Source organism: Rathayibacter sp. VKM Ac-2805, assembly GCF_009834265.1.
Classification (GTDB): Bacteria; Actinomycetota; Actinomycetes; order Actinomycetales; family Microbacteriaceae; genus Rathayibacter.
In genome coordinates this window covers 2,429,010-2,449,885 of record NZ_CP047185.1, presented here as the reverse complement: position 1 = coordinate 2,449,885, position 20,876 = coordinate 2,429,010, and the positions used below count along the sequence as shown (strand labels likewise).

The following is a 20,876-nucleotide window of genomic DNA, read 5'->3' as shown; positions in this document are numbered from 1 at the left end:
GCGCACAGCACGTGATGAGAAGAGCCCGTTAACGGAGTGCGGCGGGCCGTCCACTCCTCCGAAGAGGGGGCCCGGCCCGCCGTCAAACCCCGAGTGAGGGTAACAACCCGAATATTACCCTCACTCGCCCCCAACACACCCGCCTGCTTACCCTGGTCGGCGAGTGATTGGCGGTGCCCCTTCCGAAGGAGGAGCACCGTACGTCCACTAGTGTGCTCGCTCCGCCAGGAGGCGCATAGTCAGCACTTTAGGGGACTAATCGGGGGACAAATTTCACGTTCCGCGTTGCGGATCGCTCGTTCCCCGACGGGCTGCGTCTTCGAGTCCGCTCAGCCGGAGAAGGAGCGCCACGCTCCGGGTGCGGGCCGGAGCGGCCTGCGGACCGCCGCGGCGCGGTCGTTCCAGCCCCCGCTGAGCTCCTGCGGGGTCTCCGGCTCGGCCTCGGTGCGCGAGGTCAGTGCGGTGACGACGGCCGTGACGGCGGCGATCTCGGCGGCGTCGAGGCCGGGGGTGGAGATGACGACGGCGGGTGCGGAGTCGGAGGCGGTCATCCCGTGACGCTATCGCATGCCGTTCACGGCGCCGGTCGGCGGGGCATGGCTATGCTGACGCCGGATGCCGCCGGAGCGTCGTCCGTCCGTTGCGAACAGGAGCGTCCCCGCATGCCGACGTGGTTCCCGAGGAGCGGTGCCGCGGCGCTGCGCCCCCTGCGTCTGCTGGTCCGGAGGTCGCCCGCGGCCGTCTCGGTCGTCCTGGTCCTCCTGGCCGCGAGCGCGATCACGGGGACGCTCGTCGCCCCCGCGGGAGCCGAGACGACGTCCTGGTGGGCGGCGGGCCCGATGACGACCCTCGACGGCCGTCCGTGGACAGCGGTGACCGCCCTCCTGATCGCGGCGGACCCGCTGCAGCTGCTCCTGGACGTCGTGCTGGTGCTCCCGATGCTCCTCGCCGCGGAGCGCCGCCTCGGCTCGGCCCGCACCCTCCTCGCCTTCCTCGTGACCGGCGCCGTCGGGATCGTCGTCGGGTCCTCCGTGCAGTCGATCGGCGCTCTCGTCGGGGAGTGGTGGGCGGGCGACACCGTCGGCGACCACACCTTCGACCCGCTGATCGGCGCGGTCGGCGCCCTCATCGCCTCGACCGCCTTCATGGGCGCTCTGTGGCGTCGCCGGCTCCGGGTGACCGTCTTCGCCGTCGTGCTGATGTTCGTGCTCTACGCGGGCGACTCCGCCGACGCGTACCGGCTCCTCGCGGGCGGCGCGGGGCTCGTGGTCGGCGCGGTGCTCGCGCGGGGAGCGTCGGGGCTGCGTCCGCAGCGTCCGGCGCCGAGCTCGCACCGCGAGTCCCGGGGGCTGCTGGCGGCGGTCGTCGTCGTCACCGCGATCGGTCCGCTCGTCGCCGTCCTCTCGGACTCGGGCTACGGTCCGTTCTCGTTCCTCGGCCGACTGCTGCAGAGCGCCTTCACGGGGACGACGGACCTCGAGGACCCGTGCAGCCGCGCCCTCCGTCACTGCGCGCACCACGTGAAGCTGAGCCTGGTCGCCCCCGGGCCGATCCTGCTGACGTTCGTCCCGCTCCTCCTCCTGCTCGTCGCCGCCTACGGCCTGCGCTCCGGGCGCCGCCTGGGCCTGCTGCTGGCGGTCGGGGTGAACATCGCGATCGCGATCCTGGAGGTCTTCTCCCTTCAGCGCGCCGCCCGTCACCCCGAGTTCCTGTACTACGCCGAGTACCTGCTCTGGGTGGCGACGACAGTGCTGGTGCCGCTGGCCGTCGTGGCGATGCTCGTGATCGGGAGGAGGCACTTCCGCATCCGCGCGCCCCGTGCCGCTGCGAGGCTCTGGACGCGGGTCGTCGCCATCGCCTTCGTCGTGTCCCTCGGCGGCTACCTGGCGCTCTCGGCCGGCGTGCGCACGAGCTTCGAGCCGCTCCTGGGCCTCGGGAGGCTCCTCCTGGACGGGCTGCTGCGCTTCGTCCCGGTGAGCTTCCTCGGCGGCGCCGGACTGCTCGCCGTGCCGCGGGAGCCCGTTGCGCGGATCGTCTTCGAGTGGGTCGGCCCGGTGTTCTGGCTCGTGGTCGTCGTGGCGGTGGTCGCTCTGCTCCGGGCCACCGACGTGCAGCGGAACCGCGGCGACGAGGCGCGGTACCGCGCGCTCCTGTCCCTGCACGGCGCCGGCAGCCTCGGCCACCAGGGGACCTGGGAGGGCAACGCGCACTGGATCTCGGCCGACGGGACCGGCGGAGTCGCCTACCGGGTGATCGGCGGCGTGGCGATCACCCTCTCCGACCCCGCCTGCGCTCCCGAGCGGCGGAAGGATGTCGTGGCCGAGTTCGTGCGGTTCTGCGACGAGCGCAGCTGGACGCCCGTGTTCTACAGCATCCACGACGAGCTGCTCCCCGTCTTCGACCGGCTCGGCTGGTCGCGCCTCTCGGTCGGCGAGGAGACGATCATCGAGCTCTCCTCCTTCGAGCTCACCGGCAAGCGGTGGCAGAAGGTGCGCTACCCGCTCACGCGCGGCATCAAGCTGGGCATCGAGGCGCAGTGGACCAGCTGGCCCGAGCTCTCCCTCGGCATGGCCAACCAGATCGTCGACCTGTCGGAGCGCTGGGTCGCCGAGAAGGCGCTGCCCGAGATGGGCTTCACCCTCGGCGGCATCGACGAGGTCCGCGATCCCGACGTCGCCCTCCTGCTCGCGGTCGGACCGGACGGCGTGCTGCAGGGGGTGACGAGCTGGCTGCCCGTGCACCGGGAGGGTCGCGTGGTCGGCTGGACCCTCGACTTCATGCGCCGCTCCGACGACTCGATGCCCGGCATCATGGAGTTCCTCATCGCCTCCGCGGCGCTGCGCGTCAAGGAGGAGGGTGCCGAGTTCCTCTCGCTCTCGGGCGCACCGCTCGCCACCGCACCGGTCGAGGAGGGGGAGGTGCCTCCGGAGCCGACGGTCCTCTCGCGCCTGCTCGAGTTCCTCTCGCGGACGCTCGAGCCGGCCTACGGCTTCACGTCGCTGTTCCGCTTCAAGGCCAAGTTCCACCCGCGCTACGCGGGCCTCTGGATGACCTACCCCGACGCGCTGCAGCTGCCCCGGATCGGAGCCGCGCTGGGTCGCGCCTACCTGCCGGACCTCTCCGCCGCGCAGGCGCTGGCGTTCGCGCGGGTGGTCGGGGCGAAGCCGGAGGAGAAGCCGTCCGAGGCGCCCGCGGCGAAGCCGGATGCTCCGGCCGCGAAGGCAGGCGCTCCGGCGGTGAAGGCGGGTGCTCCGGCAGCCGAGCCGGACGGTCCTGGGGTGAAGGCGGGTGGTCCTGGGGTGAAGGCGGGTGCTCCGGCGGCGAAGGCGGATGCCCGGGAAGCGAAGCCCGATTCCGCGACAGGGAAGCCGGATGCTCCGGCCGCGGAGCCGGACGCTCCCGTCGTGCGGCCCGATGCTCCCGCGGAGTCCGCTGCCCGACGGACCGGGCCCGGCTCCTCCGACTGATCGTTCCGCCCCTCCGCCCCGTGAGGAGGCGGTCGCAGCGGAACGCCGCGGCACGGACGGTCTCCCGTCTCCTGCCGCGGCGTCCGAGCGAGCCGGGTCAGAGCGGGATGTTGCCGTGCTTCTTCGCGGGCAGGTTGGCGCGCTTGGTGCGCAGCGCCCGCAGCGCCTTGATGACGGAGACACGCGTCGCCGAGGGCTCGATCACGCCGTCGAGCTCGCCGCGCTCGGCCGCGAGGAACGGGCTCGCGACGTTGTAGGTGTACTCGTTCGCCAGGCGCGTCCGGACGGCTGCGACGTCCTCGCCGGCCTCCTCCGCCTTGCGGATCTCGTTGCGGTAGAGGATGTTCACCGCGCCCTGGCCTCCCATGACGGCGATCTCGGCGGTCGGCCACGCGAGGTTGATGTCGGCTCCCAGCTGCTTGGACCCCATCACGATGTACGCGCCGCCGTAGGCCTTGCGCAGGATGACCGTGACCAGCGGCACGGTCGCCTCGGCGTAGGCGTAGAGCAGCTTCGCGCCGCGGCGGATGACGCCGGTCCACTCCTGGTCGGTGCCGGGCAGATAGCCCGGGACGTCGACCAGGGTCAGGATCGGCAGCGAGAACGCGTCGCAGAAGCGGACGAAGCGGGACGCCTTCTCGCCCGCCTCGATGTTCAGCGTGCCCGCCATGGCGCTCGGCTGGTTCGCGATGATGCCGACGGAGCGGCCCTCGACGCGGCCGAAGCCGATCACGATGTTCGGCGCGAACAGCGGCTGCACCTCGAGGAAGTCGCCCTCGTCGACGATGTGCTCGATGACGGCGCGCATGTCGTACGGCTGGTTCGGGCTGTCCGGGATGACCGTGTCGAGGAAGCGGTCCGCGTCCGTCGTCTCGAGGTCGACCTCGGTCTCGAAGACGGGGACAGGCGACAGGTTGTTGTCCGGGAGGAAGGAGAGGAGCGTCCGCGCGTAGTCGAGCGCGTCGTTCTCGTCGCTCGCGAGGTAGTGCGAGACGCCCGAGATCTTGTTGTGGGTCAGCGCGCCGCCGAGCTCCTCCATGCCGACGTCCTCGCCGGTGACGGTCTTGATGACGTCGGGACCGGTGACGAACATCTGGCTGGTCTTGTCGACCATGATCACGAAGTCGGTCAGGGCGGGGGAGTAGACCGCGCCTCCTGCGGCCGGGCCGCAGATGATCGAGATCTGGGGGATCACGCCGCTCGCCGCGGTGTTGCGGCGGAAGATCTCGCCGTACTTGCCGAGGGCGACCACGCCCTCCTGGATCCGTGCTCCGCCGGAGTCGAGGATGCCGATGATCGGGACGCCGGTCTTCAGGGCGAGGTCCATCACCTTGATGATCTTCTCGCCGGCCACCTCGCCGAGCGAGCCGCCGAAGATCGTGAAGTCCTGCGAGTACACGGCGACCTGGCGGCCGTGGATGGTGCCGGTCCCGGTGACGACGGCGTCGCCGTAGGGGCGCTTCTTCTCCATGCCGAAGGCGTGGGTGCGGTGGCGCACGAACTCGTCCAGCTCGACGAACGAGCCCGGGTCGAGGAGGGTGTCGATCCGCTCCCGTGCGGTCATCTTGCCCTTGGCGTGCTGCTTCTCGATCGCCGCCTCGCCACTGGCCGTGACGGCCTCGTGGTAGCGGTTCCTGAGGTCCGCGATCTTCCCCGCGGTCGTGTACAGATCGGGCGCGGGACGTTCGGTGTTCGCGGTCACCCGCTCACCCTACCGGCGGGGCGGACGCCTCCACTTGTCGCACTCGCACAGGGAGGGTCGCTCCTGACGGGAGGATCCGGACAAGGGCGGGCCGTCGCGCGCGGCGCTCGGAGCGGCCTCGCGGGAGCCGCCGCTACCGTGGCGGCATGCTCCTCCCGCTCTCCTCCGCCGTCTCCCCCCGCGTCCTCGCGCTCGAGTCGGCGGGGTCGACGAACGACGAGCTCCGCGAGCGGGCGGCCGCCGACCCCGCCGTGTGGCCGCACCTCTCCGTCGTCGCCACCGGCGACCAGCGAGCCGGGCGCGGCCGGCTGGGGCGCGTCTGGCAGGCGCCCGCGGGCCGCACGCTCGCGGCCTCGACTCTGGTCGACGCCTCCGCCCTCGGCGCCGAGGCCTCCGGCTGGCTGCCGCTCGTGGCCGGCGCCGCTCTCGCCCGGGCCCTCGCACCCCTCGTCGACGGGGACGTCGCCGTCAAGTGGCCCAACGACGTCCTGATCGACGGCCGGAAGGTCGCGGGGATCCTCGCCGAGCGCCTGCCGGACGGGCGGGTCGTCGTCGGCACCGGCGTGAACCTGCTGCTGACGGAGGCGGAGCTGCCGGTCCCGACCGCCACCTCGCTCGCCCTCGCCGGAGCACGGACGACGAGCGCCGACGAGGTGCTCGCCGCGTTCCTGACCGGGTTCCAGGGGCTGCTGGCTCCGCTGCTCGCCCAGGGCGACGCCGAGGCCTCCGGAGCGGCCGCCGCCGTCCGCGCCTCCTGCGGCACCCTCGGCACGCGCGTCCGTCTCGAACTGCCCGACGGCACGCAGGAGGAGGGGACCGCCTCCGCACTCGCCCCGGACGGCTCGCTCCTGCTCGAGCAGGGCGGTGCGCTGCGCTCGTTCCCGGCCGGCGACGTCACGCACCTGCGCTCCTGATGGCCAGGACCGACCCCGCCGACCGCGAGCTGGCGCGGCTGACCCCGCGCGCCCGCCGGGCGGTCGCACCGGTCGTCGGCCTCCTCCTGCTCACCTGGACGGGCTTCTACTTCGCCGCGCAGTTCGAGCTCGCCCTGCAGCGCTGGATCATCGGGCTCGGCACCGCACTTCTGGTGCTTCTCCTCTGCGCTCCCGGGATCGCGGGCTGGGCGAGCGTGCGCTACCGCGTCACCGCCTCCGGCCTCAGCGCGCGCCGGGGGGTGGCGTCGATCCGGCGGGCCGAGGTGGTCTTCGATCGGAGGATGGAGGTCGCGGTCGAGCGCTCCCTCGGCCAGCGCCTCGCCCGGTGCGGCGACGTCCGGATCCTGCAGGCGGGAGCCGAGGTGTTCGTGCTGCGGGACCTGCCGGATCCGGAGCTCACGGCCGACCTGCTGCGGGAGGCGATCGGCGCGGCTCCCGCTCTCGAGCAGGAGTGGCCGCCGCCCGCGTGAGCGCGCCGGGCCTCGGTAGCATGGAGCCGCCCCGCGCCAGCGGGCGGAGACGGAGGAGCGCCATGCGCGTCGGCGTGATCGGGGGCGGCCAGCTCGCCCGGATGATGATCCCCGCGGCGGTGGAGCTCGGCATCGAGATCGCCGTGCTCGCCGAGAGCGAGGGCGCCCCGGCGGGGCTCGCCGCGACACGGGTCGGCGACTACCGCGACGAGGCGACCGTGCTCGCCTTCGCCGAGACCGTGGACGTGGTGACGTTCGACCACGAGCACGTTCCCCAGCCGATCCTCCGCGAGCTCGTCGCCCGCGGCGTCGCCGTGCACCCCGGCCCCGACGCCCTGCTGTTCGCCCAGGACAAGCTGATGATGCGGCGCCGCCTGACCGAGCTCGGCGTGCCCGTGCCCGAGTGGGCCGAGGTCTCCTCCGCCGAGGAGCTGGGGGAGTTCCTGGCCGAGCACGGCGGCAGCGCCGTGGTGAAGACCGCGCGCGGCGGCTACGACGGCAAGGGCGTTCGCGTGGTGCGCGGCGCCCACGAGGCGGACGACTGGTTCAGCGCCCTCGCCGAGGACGGCCGGGGCGGCTCGCTCCTGGTCGAGGAGCTGGTGGGCTTCCGCCGCGAGCTCGCGCAGCTCGTCGCTCGGCGCCCCTCCGGCGAGAGCATCCTCTGGCCGGTGGTGGAGTCCGTGCAGCGCGACGGCGTCTGCGCCGAGGTGATCGCTCCGGCCCCCGCGTCCGCCGGCCGGCTCGCAGCCGCCGCGGCCGAGATCGCGCAGACGATCGCCGACAGCCTGGGGGTCACCGGCGTCCTGGCCGTCGAGCTGTTCGAGACGACGGACGACCGGATCCTGGTCAACGAGCTGGCCATGCGCCCGCACAACAGCGGCCACTGGACGATGGACGGATCGACCACGTCGCAGTTCGAGCAGCACCTGCGCGCGGTCCTCGACCTGCCGCTCGGCGCGACGGGCTGCCGCGACCCGTGGACCGTGATGGTCAACGTGCTCGGCGGCCCGGTGGGGGAGTCGCTGACCGACCGCTACCCGCGGGTGCTCGCCGATCACCCGGGTGTGAAGGTGCACAACTACGGCAAGGAGCCGCGACCGGGCCGCAAGGTCGGGCACGTGAACGCCGGCGGCGACGACCTCGACCTCGTGGTCTACGAGGCTCGCGCGGCGGCGGCCGTTCTCACGGACTGACCCGTACGATGGTCGCCGTGACGAGCCTGCCGACCTCCCCGACCCCTGCCGGAGCCCTCTCGTGAGCGCGGACGCGCTCGTGAACGGGCCCGCGCCGCTCGTCGGCGTCGTGATGGGGTCGGACTCGGACTGGTCCGTCATGCAGGCGGCGTCCACCGTCCTCGCCGAGTTCGGCGTGGCGCACGAGGTCCGGGTCGTCTCCGCCCACCGCACCCCGGAGGCGATGATCGCGTACGGCCGCGAGGCCCGCGGCCGCGGCCTGAAGGTCGTCATCGCCGGGGCGGGCGGAGCCGCCCACCTCCCCGGCATGCTCGCCGCCGTGACCTCGCTCCCCGTCGTCGGAGTGCCGGTCCCGCTCGCCCGCCTCGACGGGCTCGACTCCCTCCTCTCGATCGTGCAGATGCCCGCGGGCGTCCCCGTCGCCACCGTCTCCATCGGCGGAGCGCGGAACGCCGGACTGCTCGCGGTGAAGATCCTCGCGACCGCGGACGACGCCCTCTCCGCAGCGCTCGACGCCTTCGCCGCCGACCTCGAGGTGCAGGTCGCCGCGAAGAACGACGCCCTGGTGGCGGGCCTGTGACGGCCGTCGCCCTGCCGCTGCGGCATCCGGACGTCGCCTCCCGCGCCTTCATGACGCGGCGGGCGTGGTGGCTGCTGATCGTCAACCTGCTGGTGCCCGGGTCCGCTCAGGTCCTCGCGGGCAACCGCCGGCTCGGGCGCCTGGGGCTCGGCTTCACCCTCGGGCTCTGGGTCGCCCTCCTGGTCGCGGTGCTCCTCTACTTCGTCTTCCCGACCGGCCTCTACACGCTCGCGACCTTCGACGTCTCGATGCTCGCGCTCCAGGCCGCGCTCGTCGTCTACGGGGTGGTCTGGGCCGTGCTGACGCTCGACACCCTCCGCCTGATCCGCGTCGTCCGGGTGCGCCCGCGGATGCGCGGCGTGCTCGCGTTCGCAACGATCGCGCTGATGGCGGTCTCGGTCGGCACCACCGCCTACGGCACCTACCTGCTCGGCGTGACACGGGGGACGCTGTCGTCGATCTTCGGCGGCGGAGCGATCGAGCAGCCGATCGACGGCCGCTACAACGTGATGCTCCTCGGCGGCGACGCGGGAGAGGACCGCGACGGTCTGCGCCCCGACAGCATCTCGGTGGTCAGCATCGACGCGTCGAGCGGCAAGGCCTCGATCATCGGCGTCTCGCGCGAGTTCGTCGACTTCCCGTTCCCCGAGACCAGCCCGATGCACGAGCTCTACCCCGACGGCTACGACACCGAGAACTGCGCCGTCGACGTCTGCAAGCTCAACTCGGTCTACACCGAGGTCGAGCTGAAGCACCCGGAGCTCTACCCCGACGCCGTCGACCACGGCAGCGAGCCCGGCATCGAGGCGATGCGCGACGCGGTCGAGGGCATCCTCGACCTGAGGATCCAGTACTACGCGCTGATCGACATGGAGGGCTTCGCCCAGCTGATCGACGCGCTCGGCGGCATCGACATCGACTACGTGGCCGACGAGCCGCTGCCCCTGGGCGGGCTGCCCGACTCCGACGGCGTGATGCAGGGCGTCAACCAGTGGATCGATCCCGGGCACTGGCACTTCAACGGCGAGCAGGCCCTCGCCTACGCCCGGTCTCGCTACACCACGAGCGACTACGACCGGATGGCGCGCCAGCGGCAGGTGCAGGAGGCGCTGCTCGCCCAGTTCGAGCCGGGCAACGTCCTCGCCAAGTTCCAGGACGTCGCGTCCGCCGGGTCCCAGGTCATCAAGACGGACGTCCCGCAGGGGATGCTCGGCTACTTCGTCCAGCTGGGGCTCAAGACGAAGTCGCAGCCGGTGGATCCGATCGAGCTGGTCCCGCCGGCCGTCGACCCGGAGGACCCGGACTACGACGTCGTGCACTCGCTGGTGAGTGCCGGACTGTCGGGCGACTCCGCGCCGTAGACGGCCGGGTGCCGCACGCCTCAGAGGTCGGCGTGCAGCGCCCAGACGCGCTCGGCGGAGTCGCGCCAGCTGAAGGCGCGGGAGCGGTCGCGGCCGGCCACCGACATCCGCTCGCGCAGCCCGGTGTCGGCGAGCACGCTGCTCATGGCGAGGGCGAGGCGGTCCGGGTAGTCCTTCGCGTCGCCGCGCTCGACGGCGACGCCGGCGTCCGCGGCGACCTCCATCAGCGCGGGGTCGTCGGAGTGCACCACCGGCACTCCGAAGTGCATCGCCTCGAGCACGGGCAGGCCGAAGCCCTCGGCGATGCTCGGGTAGACGAAGAGGGTGGCCCGGGAGAGGACGACGGCGAGGTCGGCGTCGCTGAGGACTCCCAGGGCGCGCACGCGCGTCTCGTCGAGGCCCTGCTCGTCGGCGACGGAGGCCACGTCGAGGTCGCCCCAGCCGGTCGGGCCGACCAGGAGCAGCGGGATCGCCGGCGCGGACGCTCCTCCGAAGGCCGCGATCAGCGAGACCAGGCCCTTGCGCGGCTCCAGCGTGCCGACGCTCAGCACGTACTCCGGGGGGAGGCCCAGCGCCGTGGCGCGCTCGTCGGCGTCCTCCGGGACGACCAGGCCGGAGCCGACGGCTCCGCCGATCACGCGCAGTCGATCGCCGAAGTCCATCAGCTGGGAGAGCTGGTGGGCGACGGCGTGGGTGGGGACGACGACGGCGTCCGCGTGCTTGCGGGCGCGCTTGGCCATCGCCCGGTGCCACTTCGCGCCGTGCGGGGTGAGGGTCTCGGGATGCGTCCACGGCACCGTGTCGTGGATCGTGACGGCGATCTGCTCGCCCTCGCTCCCGTCGTGGCTGCGCAGCGGTGCGAAGAGGCTCGGGGCGTGGATCATGCCGCCGCCGGCCGGGATGGCGATCCCGTACTGCCAGGCGCGCGAGAGCTCGCGGCGCCCGAGCGGCAGCCGGTGGATGCGCGCGAGGCCGGGCAGGCGCAGGCGCAGCTCCTCCTCCTTCTCGGGCGGGTGGGCGGAGACGACGGCCTCCACCTCGCAGTCGCGGGGAGCCGTCGCGATCAGCTCGCGGGTGAGCTCCTCGGTGTAGCGGCCGATGCCGCCGGGCACGCGGGCGAGCATCTGGTCGACGACGACGCGGAGAGTGGTGGTCACGGGGTCACCGCCTCGAGGGGTGCGGCTGCGAGCGCGTCCTGCCAGGAGCGCAGCGGCGGCAGGCCCGCCCGGCTCCAGCCGTCGTGGCCGAGGACCGAGTAGGCCGGACGCGGAGCGGGGCGGACGAACGAGCCGCTGTCGGTCGGGCGCAGGCGCTCGGGATCCAGGCCCGCCTTGGCGAAGACGGCACGGGCGAAGCCGAGCCAGGTCGTCTCGCCGGAGCTGGTGCCGTGGTAGACGCCGGCCGGGGCCTCCGCGTCGACCAGCTCGATCAGGCGCGCGGCGAGGTCGGCGGTCCAGGTGGGCTGGCCGTGCTGGTCGTCGACCACGGTCAGCGTCTCGTGCGCGCCCGCCAGTCGCACCATCGTCTTCGCGAAGTTGCCGCCGTGCTCGCCGTAGAGCCAGGCCGTGCGGACGACGTAGCCGCGCTCCGGGTTGGCCTCGAGCACCAGGCGCTCGCCCTCGGCCTTCGTGCGGCCGTAGGCCGAGATCGGATTCCGGGGGTGGTCCTCCGGGTACGGGGTCGTCGCGGAGCCGTCGAAGACGTAGTCGGTGGAGACCTGCACGAGCGCGGCTCCCGTCTCTGCGGTGGCGAGGGCGAGGTTGCGCGCTCCGACGGCGTTGACGCGGTGCGCCTCCTCCTCGTCGGTCTCGGCGTCGTCGACGCGGGTGTACGCGGCGCAGTTCACCACGGCGTCGTGTCCCGCGACGGCGGCGCGCACGGCGTCGAGGTCGGTCACGTCGAGGTCGGAGCGGCCGAGGGCGGTGCTGGGGCGGGAGCCGAGGGTCGCGCGCAGGTCGGTGCCGAGCATGCCGGAGGCGCCCGTGATGAGGAAGGTCACCTCCTCATCATGCCCGAGCGGTCCGTCGGCCGACGGTCGGCGCTCCGGCACGCCGCCGGGTGGCGCAGAGAGGCGTCGCGGGCCCGTGACACGCCGTCGTTACACTGGCGACCGTGCAGATCCGAGAGCTCGACATCCCCGACGTCTACGAAGTGACTCCGCGCCAGTTCCCCGACGATCGCGGGGTCTTCTACGAGTTCTACCGCTTCGACCGCCTGGCCGAGAAGGTCGGGCACCCGCTCTCGCTCCGGCAGGGCAACACCTCCGTCTCGCGGCGCGGCACCGTCCGCGGCATCCACTTCGCGCAGATCCCGCCGTCGCAGGCCAAGTACGTCTCGTGCTTCTCCGGCGCGGTCCTCGACTACGTGATCGACGTGCGCGTCGGGTCGCCGACCTTCGGGCGCTGGGAGTCGATCCTGCTCGACGACGTCGACCGCCGCTCCGTCTACATCGCCGAGGGCGTCGCGCACGCCTTCGTGGCGCTGACCGAGGGCGCCGTGGTCTCGTACCTCGTGAACGCCACCTTCGACCCGGTGCGGGAGAAGGGGATCGACCCGCTCGACGAGCAGATCGGCCTGCGCTTCCCGGAGGAGGCCGGCGAGCTGCTCCTCTCACCGAAGGACACCGACGCACCGACGCTGGCCGAGGCCGAGGCGCAGGGCCTGCTGCCGACCTGGGACGAGGCGCGGGCCTTCTACACGGAGCTCGACTCCGCGTCCTGACCGCCGATCCGGTGGGCGGGCCGCCCGGCGCCGGCCAGGCGGCCCGCCCGATCGGAGCGGATCAGCTCTTCGAGCGCAGGCGCATCAGCGCGACCCGGGCGCCCAGCCCGGCGCGGACCGCCGCGCGGATCGGCGCCTGGTACCAGGCGCCGTACTTCTGCGCGAGGTAGAGGTAGGCGCTGCGGTGGTGGACCGCGAGCATCCGCGCCGAGGCCAGGCGGGTGGAGTGCCCGCCGAGGTGGGAGACGACCGCGTCGGCGAGGTAGACGTTGGTCCAGCCGCGCTGTCCGAGCGAGTCGCCCAGCTGGACGTCCTCGAAGTACATGAAGTAGCGGTCGTCGAACCCGCCGATCTCCTCGAAGGCCGTGCGGCGCACCATCACGCAGGCGCCGGAGAGCCAGCCCGCCTCCATCCGGCCGTGGCGGAGGGTCTCGACCGCGCGCGAGCGCCGGTAGGTCGCCGACCACGGGTTGCCGGGCCAGACGTGGGCGAAGACTGCGTGCCCGACGCCCGTGCCGAGCGAGGGCAGAGCGCGGGCGGAGGGGTAGATCGTGCCGTCGGAGTCGAGGATCCGCGGCCCGATCGAGCCGATCCGGTCGTCCGCCGTCGCGGCGGCGTAGAGGGCGTCGATCGAGCCGGGGAGGAAGACCGTGTCCGGGTTGGTCACCAGGATCCACTCGACCTCGGGCCCGAGGCGGTCGACCGCGTAGTTGACGGCCCGGCCGTAGCCGAGGTTCTGCCCGGTCTCGTGGAACTCGACCTGCGGCAGGCGCTCGACGACGCTGCGGACGGAGTCGTCCGTGGTCAGGTTGTCGACCACCACGATGCGCACGTCGTGCTCTGTCGCCTCCGGCACGGACTCGAGGCACGCGCGGAGGACCTCACCCGAGAAGTGGGTGACGACGACGACCGCGATGGGCAACGTCGAGCGGGCGATGGGAGCCTCCGGGTGGTGCGGCGTCGACGGGAGGAGTGCCCCGTCGGAAGAACTCGACGAGGCTAGCACGCGGCTCGAGCGGTGCCCGGGAGCCTGCGGCCCTCAGCGGACGATGTCGACGGGCTCGGTGCTGACGGCCACGGCGGCGGGGGAGACCGTCTCGATCGCGGGGAGCGCATCGTGCGCCGGACGGCGGAAGACGACGAACTTGTACATGCAGAAGTTCCACACCAGTCCCACGAGGACGGCGACGGCCTTGGCGATGTTGATCGCGAGGAAGGCGTTCTCGCCGGAGCTGGGGAGGAAGAGCAGCGAGTTGCCGAAGCGGGTGTCGAAGAAGACCTCGAAGCCGTAGATGATCGCCGACTGCAGGACCAGCGAGCTGAACCCGGTGACGAGGAAGAACTTCGCGAACGTGGCGACCGAGACCCTGCCCGGGTGGCGGAAGACGAAGAAGTGGTTCAGCGCGTACGAGATCGTGATGCCGACCAGGACGGAGAAGACGTTGGCGACGAGGGTCGGCAGACCGAGCAGGAGCACGAGCGTGTTGAGGATGAGGAAGTCGATCGCCGTGTTGGTGCAGCCCGCGATGAGGAAGCGGACCTTCTGCGATTCGAGGAGTCTCTTCATCTGCGGTGCTCTTTCCCGTCCCCCTCTGGCGTCGATGCCCGACCGTCGGGCTCCGACGGGCGTCCATCGGGGCAGGCGAACAAGGGGTGAACCGCCGTGCACTGTCGTCCATCGTAACCGTGGACCCCTGCCGGGCGGTCGAACAGCCGGTGCCATGTTCCTGAGAGAGTGCGCGGACGGGGCGGCGGGCCGCGGGGCGCGCTCGGAGGCTCGCGAGCACCGCCTCGTTATACTCGCAGGGCTCTCACCGGTCAGCCGGTGCACCGGAAGAACGGATCCTCCCCGCCTCATGCGCTCCCTCGCCGTCGTCGTCCCCACCTACAACGAAGTCGCGAACATCGCGACGGCGCTGCCGCGGGTCGCGCTCGCGGCGTCCCGCAACCCCGACTTCCACGTGACCGTCGCCGTCATCGACGACAGCTCCCCCGACGGAACCGCGGACCGCGCGCGCGAGCTCGCGGCCGAGCTCGAGTCCGACACCTTCGAGGTCCTCGTGCTCTCGCGCGAGAAGAAGGAGGGGCTCGGCGCGGCGTACATCTGGGCCTTCCAGCACCTCCTCGCGGCCGAGCGCCGCTACGACTACCTGCTGCAGATGGACGCCGACCTCTCGCACGACCCGGACTACATCGACGCCTTCCTCCGCGAGGTGCGCGCGGGCGCCGACTTCGTGGTCGCCTCCCGCTACATCGCGGGCGGGGGCACTCCCGACTGGACGCTCGACCGCAAGCTGCTGAGCGGTGGCGGCAACCTCTACACGCGCCTCTTCCTCGGCTCGAAGATCACGGACTGGACCGGCGGCTTCAACCTCTTCAGCGCCGACCTCCTGCGCACCCTCCACCTCGAGACGATCCGCGCAGCCGGCTACGGCTTCCAGATCGTGCTCAAGTACCGGGCGCTGCGCCGGGCCCGCGGAGTGAAGGAGATCCCGATCGTCTTCCTCGACCGCACGGTCGGCAACTCCAAGATCCCGAGCGACACCCTCCTGAAGAACCTCCTGCTCGTCCTGGCCATCCGGTTCGGCGGGAAGCACCGGTGACGGCGGGTCCGACGGGATCCCCTCGGACCCGGAGGGCCCTCCTCGAGCTCGCCGCCCTCGCCGTCGTCGTCAGCGGGACCCTGCTCGTGCTCGGGTTCATGGTCGGCACGCCGTGGCGGCCGCTGCTCTTCCGCGACGGCGACTCGCTGGCGCTGCCGCTGATCCTGCAGTCCTTCGCCGAGGGCCGCCCCGCGGCGTGGGTGATGACGAGCCAGCTCTTCCTCTTCCCCGAGCTCCCCGTCTTCGGCGTCGCGTGGTTGCTGACCGGTGGCGATCCCGCGGCGGCGCTCGCGGTCAACGCCGTGCTCAACGTCGTCCTCCTCTACGGCGTGCTCCGGATGCTCGCGCGACGGCTCGTCGCGGACCGGCACCGCCGGCTGCGGCCCGCCGCCGCGCTCGCCGGCATCGCCGTGCTGCTGGTTCTCTGCCTGACGGAGGGCCGCGCGCTCAACAACGAGGGGGCCCTGGCGACCACCTTCCTCCTGACGACCTACTACTACGGCGCGGTGCTCACAGGCCTCGCCGGGCTCGCCGTCGCCCTGGGCGCGCTGCGCAAGCGCCGTCCGGCGGCGCGTCCGCTGCTCCTGGTCGGAGCGGCCGTCGCCGCGACGACCCTCTCCGATCCGCTCCTCCTCGTGCAGTTCGTCGGCCCCCTGCTGGTGGTCCTCGTCGTGCTGCTGGTGCTCGCTCTCGCTGCTCCCCGAGCGGTGTTGATCGTCGCGGGAACGGTCCTCGGGGCCGCCGCGCTCGGGGCCGCGCTGCGGATCCCGTTCGGCTTCCTGATCGGGACCGACGCCGGCGGGTACCTCCGGCTGCCGCTCGCCGGGACGGCCCTGGACGACCTGATCGTGCAGTTCCTGGTGCTGAAGGCGCCGCTGATCGGCAAGCTCGAGGTGGCGCTGCTGGGTCTGCTGCTGCTGGCGGCCCTCGCCGTGGTCGTGGCCGGTGTCGCCCGACTGGCGCGGGGAGCCGCCCTCGACGAGGCGGCCCGTGCGCGCTTCGCGGTGTGCGCGTTCCTGCCGGCGCAGACGGCGGTGCTCCTGGTGGTGCAGGTCTTCACCGGCAGCTCGGTCAGCCGCTACCTGATGCCGATCCCGGTGACCGCGACCGTGGTCGTGATCGCCCTGATCGGCGCCGCGGCGGCGCACCGGCGTGCTGCGGGCGCGCGGCTGGCGCCGGTCGTCCGCGTCGTCGCCCCGCTGGCCGCCGCAGGCCTCGTCGTCGCCGCCGTGCCGGCCACAACGGCGGTCGCCTCCGCGGCGGCCGAGGCGCGATCGGACCCGGACGCCGACTGCCTGGAGCGCTGGATCGACGGCCGCGAGCTCGCGGGCGTCGGCTCGTTCTGGTCCACGCGGCCCCTGGACCTCTACGGGCCGGCCTCGCTGCACGTCCAGCAGGTCAACTTCGACTTCACGGTGCAGCTGTGGATGAACAACCTGAGCGACTACCGCGACCGGCAGTACAGCTTCGTGCTGGCCGACCGCTCGCCCGACTGGGCGGGGCTCGCGCGCGGGACGCTCGGCGCTCCCTCCGATATCGTCGCCTGCGGGGGGTTCGACATCTACGACTACGCGGGTACCGACGGCGAGACCGAGCTGAACCGGATCGTCCAGACCAGCGTGGAGGAGCAGCGCCGTGAGCGCGGCTACTGACGTGCGCGGCTCGCGGACGGCGAGTCGGCGGCGCCGGACGCTCGTCGAGCTCGGATGGGCCCTCGTCGCCGCCCTCGTCTCGGTCGTCGCCGCCGTGCTCGCGCTCGGGATCGGGCCGCAGGACCTGACGGCCCGCTGGACCGTGGGCGGCGACGACCAGATCCTGCACTACACGCTCTTCACCAGCGCCACGCAGGCGTTCCCGTTCGACGGCAACGCGGCGCTCGGCTTCCCCGACGGCTTCAACGCCTTCTTCAGCGCGCAGTTCGACGTCGCCTCCGCCCTCGCCGTGTCGGTCCTGGCCCTCGTGGTGCGCGACGGGACGACGCTCCTGAACGTCTTCTACCTGGGCACGTTCGCGACGGTCGCCGTCACCGGCTACGTGTTCTTCCGCGCCCTCCGCACGCGGCCCTGGGTCGCGGCGTTCTCCGCGGTCCTGCTGTCGCTGCTGCCGTACCACTTCCTCCGGATCGGATTCGGCCACGCGTTCCTCGCCAACTACTGGGCGATCCCGCTCCTGGGCGTGATGGTGCTGATGGTCGCCGGACCGCGCACCGATCCTCTCCGAGCCTGGTCCGAGCGGGGCGCGACGCGGAGGAGCCGCGTACTGCGCTCCGTCGTCCCGGGAGTCGTGCTCGGGCTCCTGGTGGCGAGCACGGGCGGCTACTACTACGTCTTCGCGGTCCTGGTCCTCGGAGCGACCTGGGCGGTGAGCACGGCCGCCGGGCTCCTCTCCCGCGAGCGGCTGCGCGTGCTCGCGGTCTCGTCGGTGCCGATCCTCGCGCTCGGCGTGTTCGTCGGGCTCTCGCTGCTGCTGCTCTCGCTCGACTTCGGGGAGCGCTACAGCCCGTACTTCACGTCGCGGACCGTGGGGGAGTCGGAGGCCTACGCCGGCAAGCTCGTGCTGCTGGGCCTGCCCTGGTCGGGGACCGGGCTGCCGCAGGGGTACGGCCTGCTGAACACCTACGCGGGCCAGTCCGGCGTGGCGCCGACGACGGAGCCGCCCGGGTTCTCGATCCTCGCCAGCGTCGCGCTCCTGATCACGCTCGTGGCGCTCCCGATCACCGCGCTCGGCGGCGGACGGGCGCTCCGTGCGACCGCGGTCGGCCGGTTCTTCTCGGACGCCCGCGTGCGCGTCCTCGCCGTGGCGACACTGGCCGCGCTCCTCTTCTACACGGTGACGGGCCTGGGCGTCGTGGTCTCGCTGGTGGCGGGGCCGACGATCCGTGCGTGGGCGCGGATGTCGATCGTCATCGCGGTCCTCGTCCTCGGCGTGCTCGCGCTCCTGCTCGATCGGATCACGGCCCGTGGCGGTGTCCGGATCCTCGTGGCGGCGCTGCTCGCCGCCGTCGCCGTCATCGATCAGCTGGCCGGAGTATCGGCCGCGGTGCCGATCGCTCCCACCGACGACTCCGAGATGCGCTCGTTCGTGTCGGAGGCCGACGCGCAGCTGGACGACGGCTGCGGAGTGGTGGAGCTCCCCCTGAAGAGCTTCCCCGACAGCGGGCGGATCGGAGCGCTCTCCGACTACGACGAGGCACTGCCCTACCTCGCGACCGAGGAGGGACGCCTCCGCTGGAGCTACGGGGCGGTGGAGGGCACCTACGGCTGGGACGTCTGGGGCGACGTCGACGACCCCGCGGAGTTCGCCGACGCCGTGGCGGGCAGCGGCGCCTGCGCCGTCTACGTGGACACCGCCGGGTACACCGACGACCCCGACGGCTGGCGGGCCTACGTCGAGGCGGCGACGGGGGACGTCGAGCCCGAGGTCGCCTCCGCCTCCGGGCGCTGGCTGCTGTTCACGACCCGGCGCTGATCAGCGGTCGTCGAAGGCCAGCTCGAGCAGGCGCCGGGCGGTGCGGTCCCACCCCGGGATGGGCTCCGGTGCGAGTCGCCGGGGACGGCGCAGCGCCTCTCCGATCGCGGCCGACCACCCGGTGCGGTCCGCCGGGTCGATGAAGACGGCGGCGGACTCCCGCCCGGCGAGCGCGTCGCGGAGGCCGGGGATGTCTGCCGCGAGCACCGGAGTGCCGCAGGCGACGGCCTCGAGGGCGGGCAGGCCGAAGCCCTCGTGCCAGGAGGGCATGGCGACGGCGTCGGCGCCCGTGAGCAGGGCCGGCAGATCCTCGTCGGCGACGTAGGAGGAGGCGAAGCGCACGTCGGCTCCTGCGGCGACCGCGCGGGCGACGGCGGAGTGGACGTCCTCGTTGTCCCAGCCGTCCCCGCCGACCAGGAGCAGGGTGTGGTTCTCCGGCCGCTCGGCCTGCCGGTACGCGTTCACCAGGGTGACGAGGTTCTTGCGGCGCTCGATCGATCCGACGAAGAGCAGGTAGGACCCGAGCCCGTGCTCCGCGCGGACCCGCGCCACCTCCTCCTCGCCGCGGGCATGGAAGAGGTCGGCGTCGATCGTGGTCGGCAGCACGCGGACGCGCGCCGGATCGATGCCCAGAGCGCTCTCGACCTCGGCCGCGGAGGACGGGGTGCCGGTCAGGACCAGGTCGCTGCGCCGGATCCACCGGGGCACGGACCGCGACAGCAGCTCTCGGCGCTCGCGCGGAACGAGCTCGGGCATCACAGCGAAGCAGACGTCGTGCACGAAGGTGATCGAGCGGGAGCGGGCGAGCGGCCAGCTCCGGAAGTTCGGGAAGAAGTAGGCGCCGCGGCCGAGCAGGAGGTCGATCCCCGGCGCGGGCACTCGGGTCAGTGCGCTCCACACCGGCCGGGGCAGCGGCACCGGTCGGACGCGCAGCGTACGGAAGCCGAAGCGCCCGAGCGAGCCCGCCTCGCTCGCCGGCACGACGAGGAGCACCTCGACCTCTGCGGCGGTCGCGTCGGTGTCCAGCGCGTGCAGCAGGCCGAGCAGGACGCGGCCGACCCCGGTCAGGCGCGGCGCCGCGAGGGCGGTCGCGTCGACCAGGAGGCGGCGGCGCCGCGCGGTCACGGCCTGCTGAGGCGGACGGTGGAGTCGATGTCGACGACGCCGTCGTGCACGGAGGCCCGCTCGACCGTGAAGGTCGCGGCGACCGGGATCCGCATGGTCTCGCCCTGCGAGAAGGTGGCCGAGGAGGCGTGCACGGCGTAGTTGCCGGCGCCGAGGTGCAGGTCGGGGAGGGTGAACGTGACCGTCATCTCTCCGTCGACCGCGCTCAGCGGCGTGCCGATGCGCTCGGTGTTCGTCCCGAAGACGCGCTGGCCGAGGGGGGTGTCGATGCCCATGCCGATGTTCCAGTCGTCGACCGGGCGGCTGGTGCGCACCGTGACGTCGAACTCGAGGGTCTCGCCGCTGCGGACGACCGTGCCGCCGTGCTCGATCGATCCGCCGCGCAGTCGGCAGCCCAGGATCTCGATGAGCTGGGGGGCGGGCTCGTCCGCGGCCTCGGCGGCCTCGGCCTCGCGCTCCTGGCGGGCGGCGCGACGGTCCTCGAAGCTCTCGCGGAGGACCTGGAGTCCCTCGGAGGTCTCGCCGTCGAAGACGACGGTGCCCTTCTCGAGGACGATGGTGCGGTCGCAGAGCTCGCCGACCTGCTCGAGCGAGTGGGTGACCAGCACGATGGTCTTCCCCGCGCGCTGGAAGGCGCGGATGCGGTCCATGCACTTGCGCTGGAACGGCTCGTCGCCGACGGCGAGCACCTCGTCGACCAGCAGCAGGTCGGGATCGGTGTGGATCGCGATAGCGAAGGCGAGCCGCACGTACATGCCCGACGAGTAGAACTTGACCTGGGTGTCGATGAACTCGGCGATCTCGGAGAAGTCGACGATCGAGTCGAACTTGCTGTCCAGCTCGCTGCGCGAGAGTCCGAGGATCGCGCCGTTGAGGTAGACGTTCTCGCGCCCGGTGAGGTCGGGGTGGAAGCCCGCTCCGAGCTCGAGGAGCGCGGCGAGGCGTCCGCGGCGCTCCACGGTGCCGGTCGTCGGCTGCACGATGCCGCCGATGAGCTTGAGGAGCGTGCTCTTGCCCGATCCGTTCGCGCCGATGAGGCCGACGGTCGAGCCCAGGGGGATCTCGAGGTCGACGTCGCGGAGTGCCCAGAACTCGTCGCGGTGCTTGCGCCCGCGGCCGAAGTTGACGATCCGCTCCTTGAACGACTTGTCCTTGCGGATGACGAAGCGCTTGGAGGCGTTGCGCACCCGGACGACGGTCGGGGTGCCGGAGGAGGCGGGCACGGACTCCTGCTTGCTGGTGAGGGTCACG

General features: G+C 72.6%; 18 protein-coding genes. 10 read left to right on the top strand and 8 right to left on the bottom strand.

What is annotated here, in order from left to right:
- Window positions 1-329 precede the first annotated feature (329 nt).
- The gene (locus tag GSU40_RS11345) at window positions 330-551 is read right to left on the bottom strand and encodes an acyl-CoA carboxylase subunit epsilon (protein ID WP_104225462.1); all 222 of its coding nucleotides are present in this window, start codon (window positions 549-551) and stop codon (window positions 330-332) included.
- Window positions 552-662: 111 nt separating this feature from the next.
- Between GSU40_RS11345 and GSU40_RS11340 the strand changes: the two genes are divergently transcribed.
- Window positions 663-3,467 carry a DUF2156 domain-containing protein gene (locus GSU40_RS11340; RefSeq protein WP_160035024.1) on the top strand — a complete coding sequence of 935 codons (2,805 nt, stop codon included), beginning with the start codon at window positions 663-665 and terminating at the stop codon, window positions 3,465-3,467.
- A gap of 97 nt (window positions 3,468-3,564) precedes the next feature.
- Here the strand turns inward: GSU40_RS11340 and GSU40_RS11335 are convergent, their stop codons facing one another.
- A complete protein-coding gene (locus GSU40_RS11335; protein ID WP_104223164.1) occupies window positions 3,565-5,169 on the bottom strand; it encodes an acyl-CoA carboxylase subunit beta in 1,605 nt (534 codons plus the stop codon).
- Between the two features lie 146 nt (window positions 5,170-5,315).
- On the opposite strand from GSU40_RS11335, the gene GSU40_RS11330 reads away from it, so the two are divergent.
- The 5 genes from GSU40_RS11330 to GSU40_RS11310 all read left to right on the top strand — a co-directional run bounded on the left by GSU40_RS11330 (window position 5,316) and on the right by GSU40_RS11310 (window position 9,708).
- The gene (locus GSU40_RS11330; RefSeq protein ID WP_160035022.1) at window positions 5,316-6,083 is read left to right on the top strand and encodes a biotin--[acetyl-CoA-carboxylase] ligase; all 768 of its coding nucleotides are present in this window, start codon (window positions 5,316-5,318) and stop codon (window positions 6,081-6,083) included.
- Window positions 6,083-6,574, top strand: a complete 492-nt coding sequence (locus GSU40_RS11325) for a PH domain-containing protein (RefSeq protein ID WP_104232824.1) — start codon at window positions 6,083-6,085, stop codon at window positions 6,572-6,574. Before GSU40_RS11330 ends, GSU40_RS11325 begins: the two co-directional genes overlap by 1 nt.
- A 62-nt stretch (window positions 6,575-6,636) precedes the next feature.
- Entirely contained in the window at window positions 6,637-7,767 is a 1,131-nt protein-coding gene (locus tag GSU40_RS11320) for a 5-(carboxyamino)imidazole ribonucleotide synthase (protein WP_160035020.1), read from the top strand.
- A gap of 112 nt (window positions 7,768-7,879) precedes the next feature.
- Window positions 7,880-8,347: a 5-(carboxyamino)imidazole ribonucleotide mutase gene (gene purE, locus GSU40_RS11315; RefSeq protein ID WP_104225651.1), complete on the top strand. Its 468-nt coding sequence runs from the start codon at window positions 7,880-7,882 to the stop codon at window positions 8,345-8,347.
- The gene (locus GSU40_RS11310; protein ID WP_244229468.1) at window positions 8,344-9,708 is read left to right on the top strand and encodes an LCP family protein; all 1,365 of its coding nucleotides are present in this window, start codon (window positions 8,344-8,346) and stop codon (window positions 9,706-9,708) included. The genes purE and GSU40_RS11310 overlap by 4 nt, the downstream gene beginning before the upstream one ends.
- A gap of 20 nt (window positions 9,709-9,728) precedes the next feature.
- Here the strand turns inward: GSU40_RS11310 and GSU40_RS11305 are convergent, their stop codons facing one another.
- On the bottom strand, window positions 9,729-10,865 hold the full coding sequence (locus tag GSU40_RS11305) for a glycosyltransferase family 1 protein (RefSeq protein ID WP_244229467.1): 1,137 nt from the start codon (window positions 10,863-10,865) through the stop codon (window positions 9,729-9,731).
- Window positions 10,862-11,677, bottom strand: coding sequence for a dTDP-4-dehydrorhamnose reductase (gene rfbD, locus GSU40_RS11300; protein ID WP_244229670.1), 816 nt, complete (start codon window positions 11,675-11,677; stop codon window positions 10,862-10,864). The genes GSU40_RS11305 and rfbD overlap by 4 nt, the downstream gene beginning before the upstream one ends.
- Window positions 11,678-11,820: 143 nt before the next feature.
- On the opposite strand from rfbD, the gene GSU40_RS11295 reads away from it, so the two are divergent.
- A complete protein-coding gene (locus tag GSU40_RS11295; RefSeq protein WP_104232821.1) occupies window positions 11,821-12,429 on the top strand; it encodes a dTDP-4-dehydrorhamnose 3,5-epimerase family protein in 609 nt (202 codons plus the stop codon).
- Between the two features lie 61 nt (window positions 12,430-12,490).
- Here the strand turns inward: GSU40_RS11295 and GSU40_RS11290 are convergent, their stop codons facing one another.
- Complete coding sequence (locus GSU40_RS11290; protein WP_244229466.1) at window positions 12,491-13,351, bottom strand: glycosyltransferase family 2 protein; 861 nt, start codon at window positions 13,349-13,351, stop codon at window positions 12,491-12,493.
- Window positions 13,352-13,468: 117 nt separating this feature from the next.
- Entirely contained in the window at window positions 13,469-13,996 is a 528-nt protein-coding gene (locus GSU40_RS11285; RefSeq protein ID WP_104223158.1) for a GtrA family protein, read from the bottom strand.
- A 289-nt stretch (window positions 13,997-14,285) separates the two neighbouring features.
- On the opposite strand from GSU40_RS11285, the gene GSU40_RS11280 reads away from it, so the two are divergent.
- From GSU40_RS11280 to GSU40_RS11270, 3 genes are read left to right on the top strand one after another with little or no spacing between them, the layout of a single operon-like run.
- Window positions 14,286-15,032, top strand: coding sequence for a polyprenol monophosphomannose synthase (locus GSU40_RS11280; protein WP_160035016.1), 747 nt, complete (start codon window positions 14,286-14,288; stop codon window positions 15,030-15,032).
- The gene (locus GSU40_RS11275; protein ID WP_160035014.1) at window positions 15,029-16,684 is read left to right on the top strand and encodes a hypothetical protein; all 1,656 of its coding nucleotides are present in this window, start codon (window positions 15,029-15,031) and stop codon (window positions 16,682-16,684) included. Before GSU40_RS11280 ends, GSU40_RS11275 begins: the two co-directional genes overlap by 4 nt.
- Entirely contained in the window at window positions 16,668-18,500 is a 1,833-nt protein-coding gene (locus tag GSU40_RS11270) for a hypothetical protein (RefSeq protein ID WP_160035012.1), read from the top strand. Before GSU40_RS11275 ends, GSU40_RS11270 begins: the two co-directional genes overlap by 17 nt.
- On the opposite strand, the gene GSU40_RS11265 is transcribed toward GSU40_RS11270, so the two are convergent.
- Window positions 18,501-19,625, bottom strand: coding sequence for a glycosyltransferase family 1 protein (locus GSU40_RS11265; RefSeq protein WP_160035010.1), 1,125 nt, complete (start codon window positions 19,623-19,625; stop codon window positions 18,501-18,503).
- Window positions 19,622-20,875: an ABC transporter ATP-binding protein gene (locus tag GSU40_RS11260; RefSeq protein ID WP_244229465.1), complete on the bottom strand. Its 1,254-nt coding sequence runs from the start codon at window positions 20,873-20,875 to the stop codon at window positions 19,622-19,624. The genes GSU40_RS11265 and GSU40_RS11260 overlap by 4 nt, the downstream gene beginning before the upstream one ends.
- Window position 20,876 lies beyond the last annotated feature (1 nt).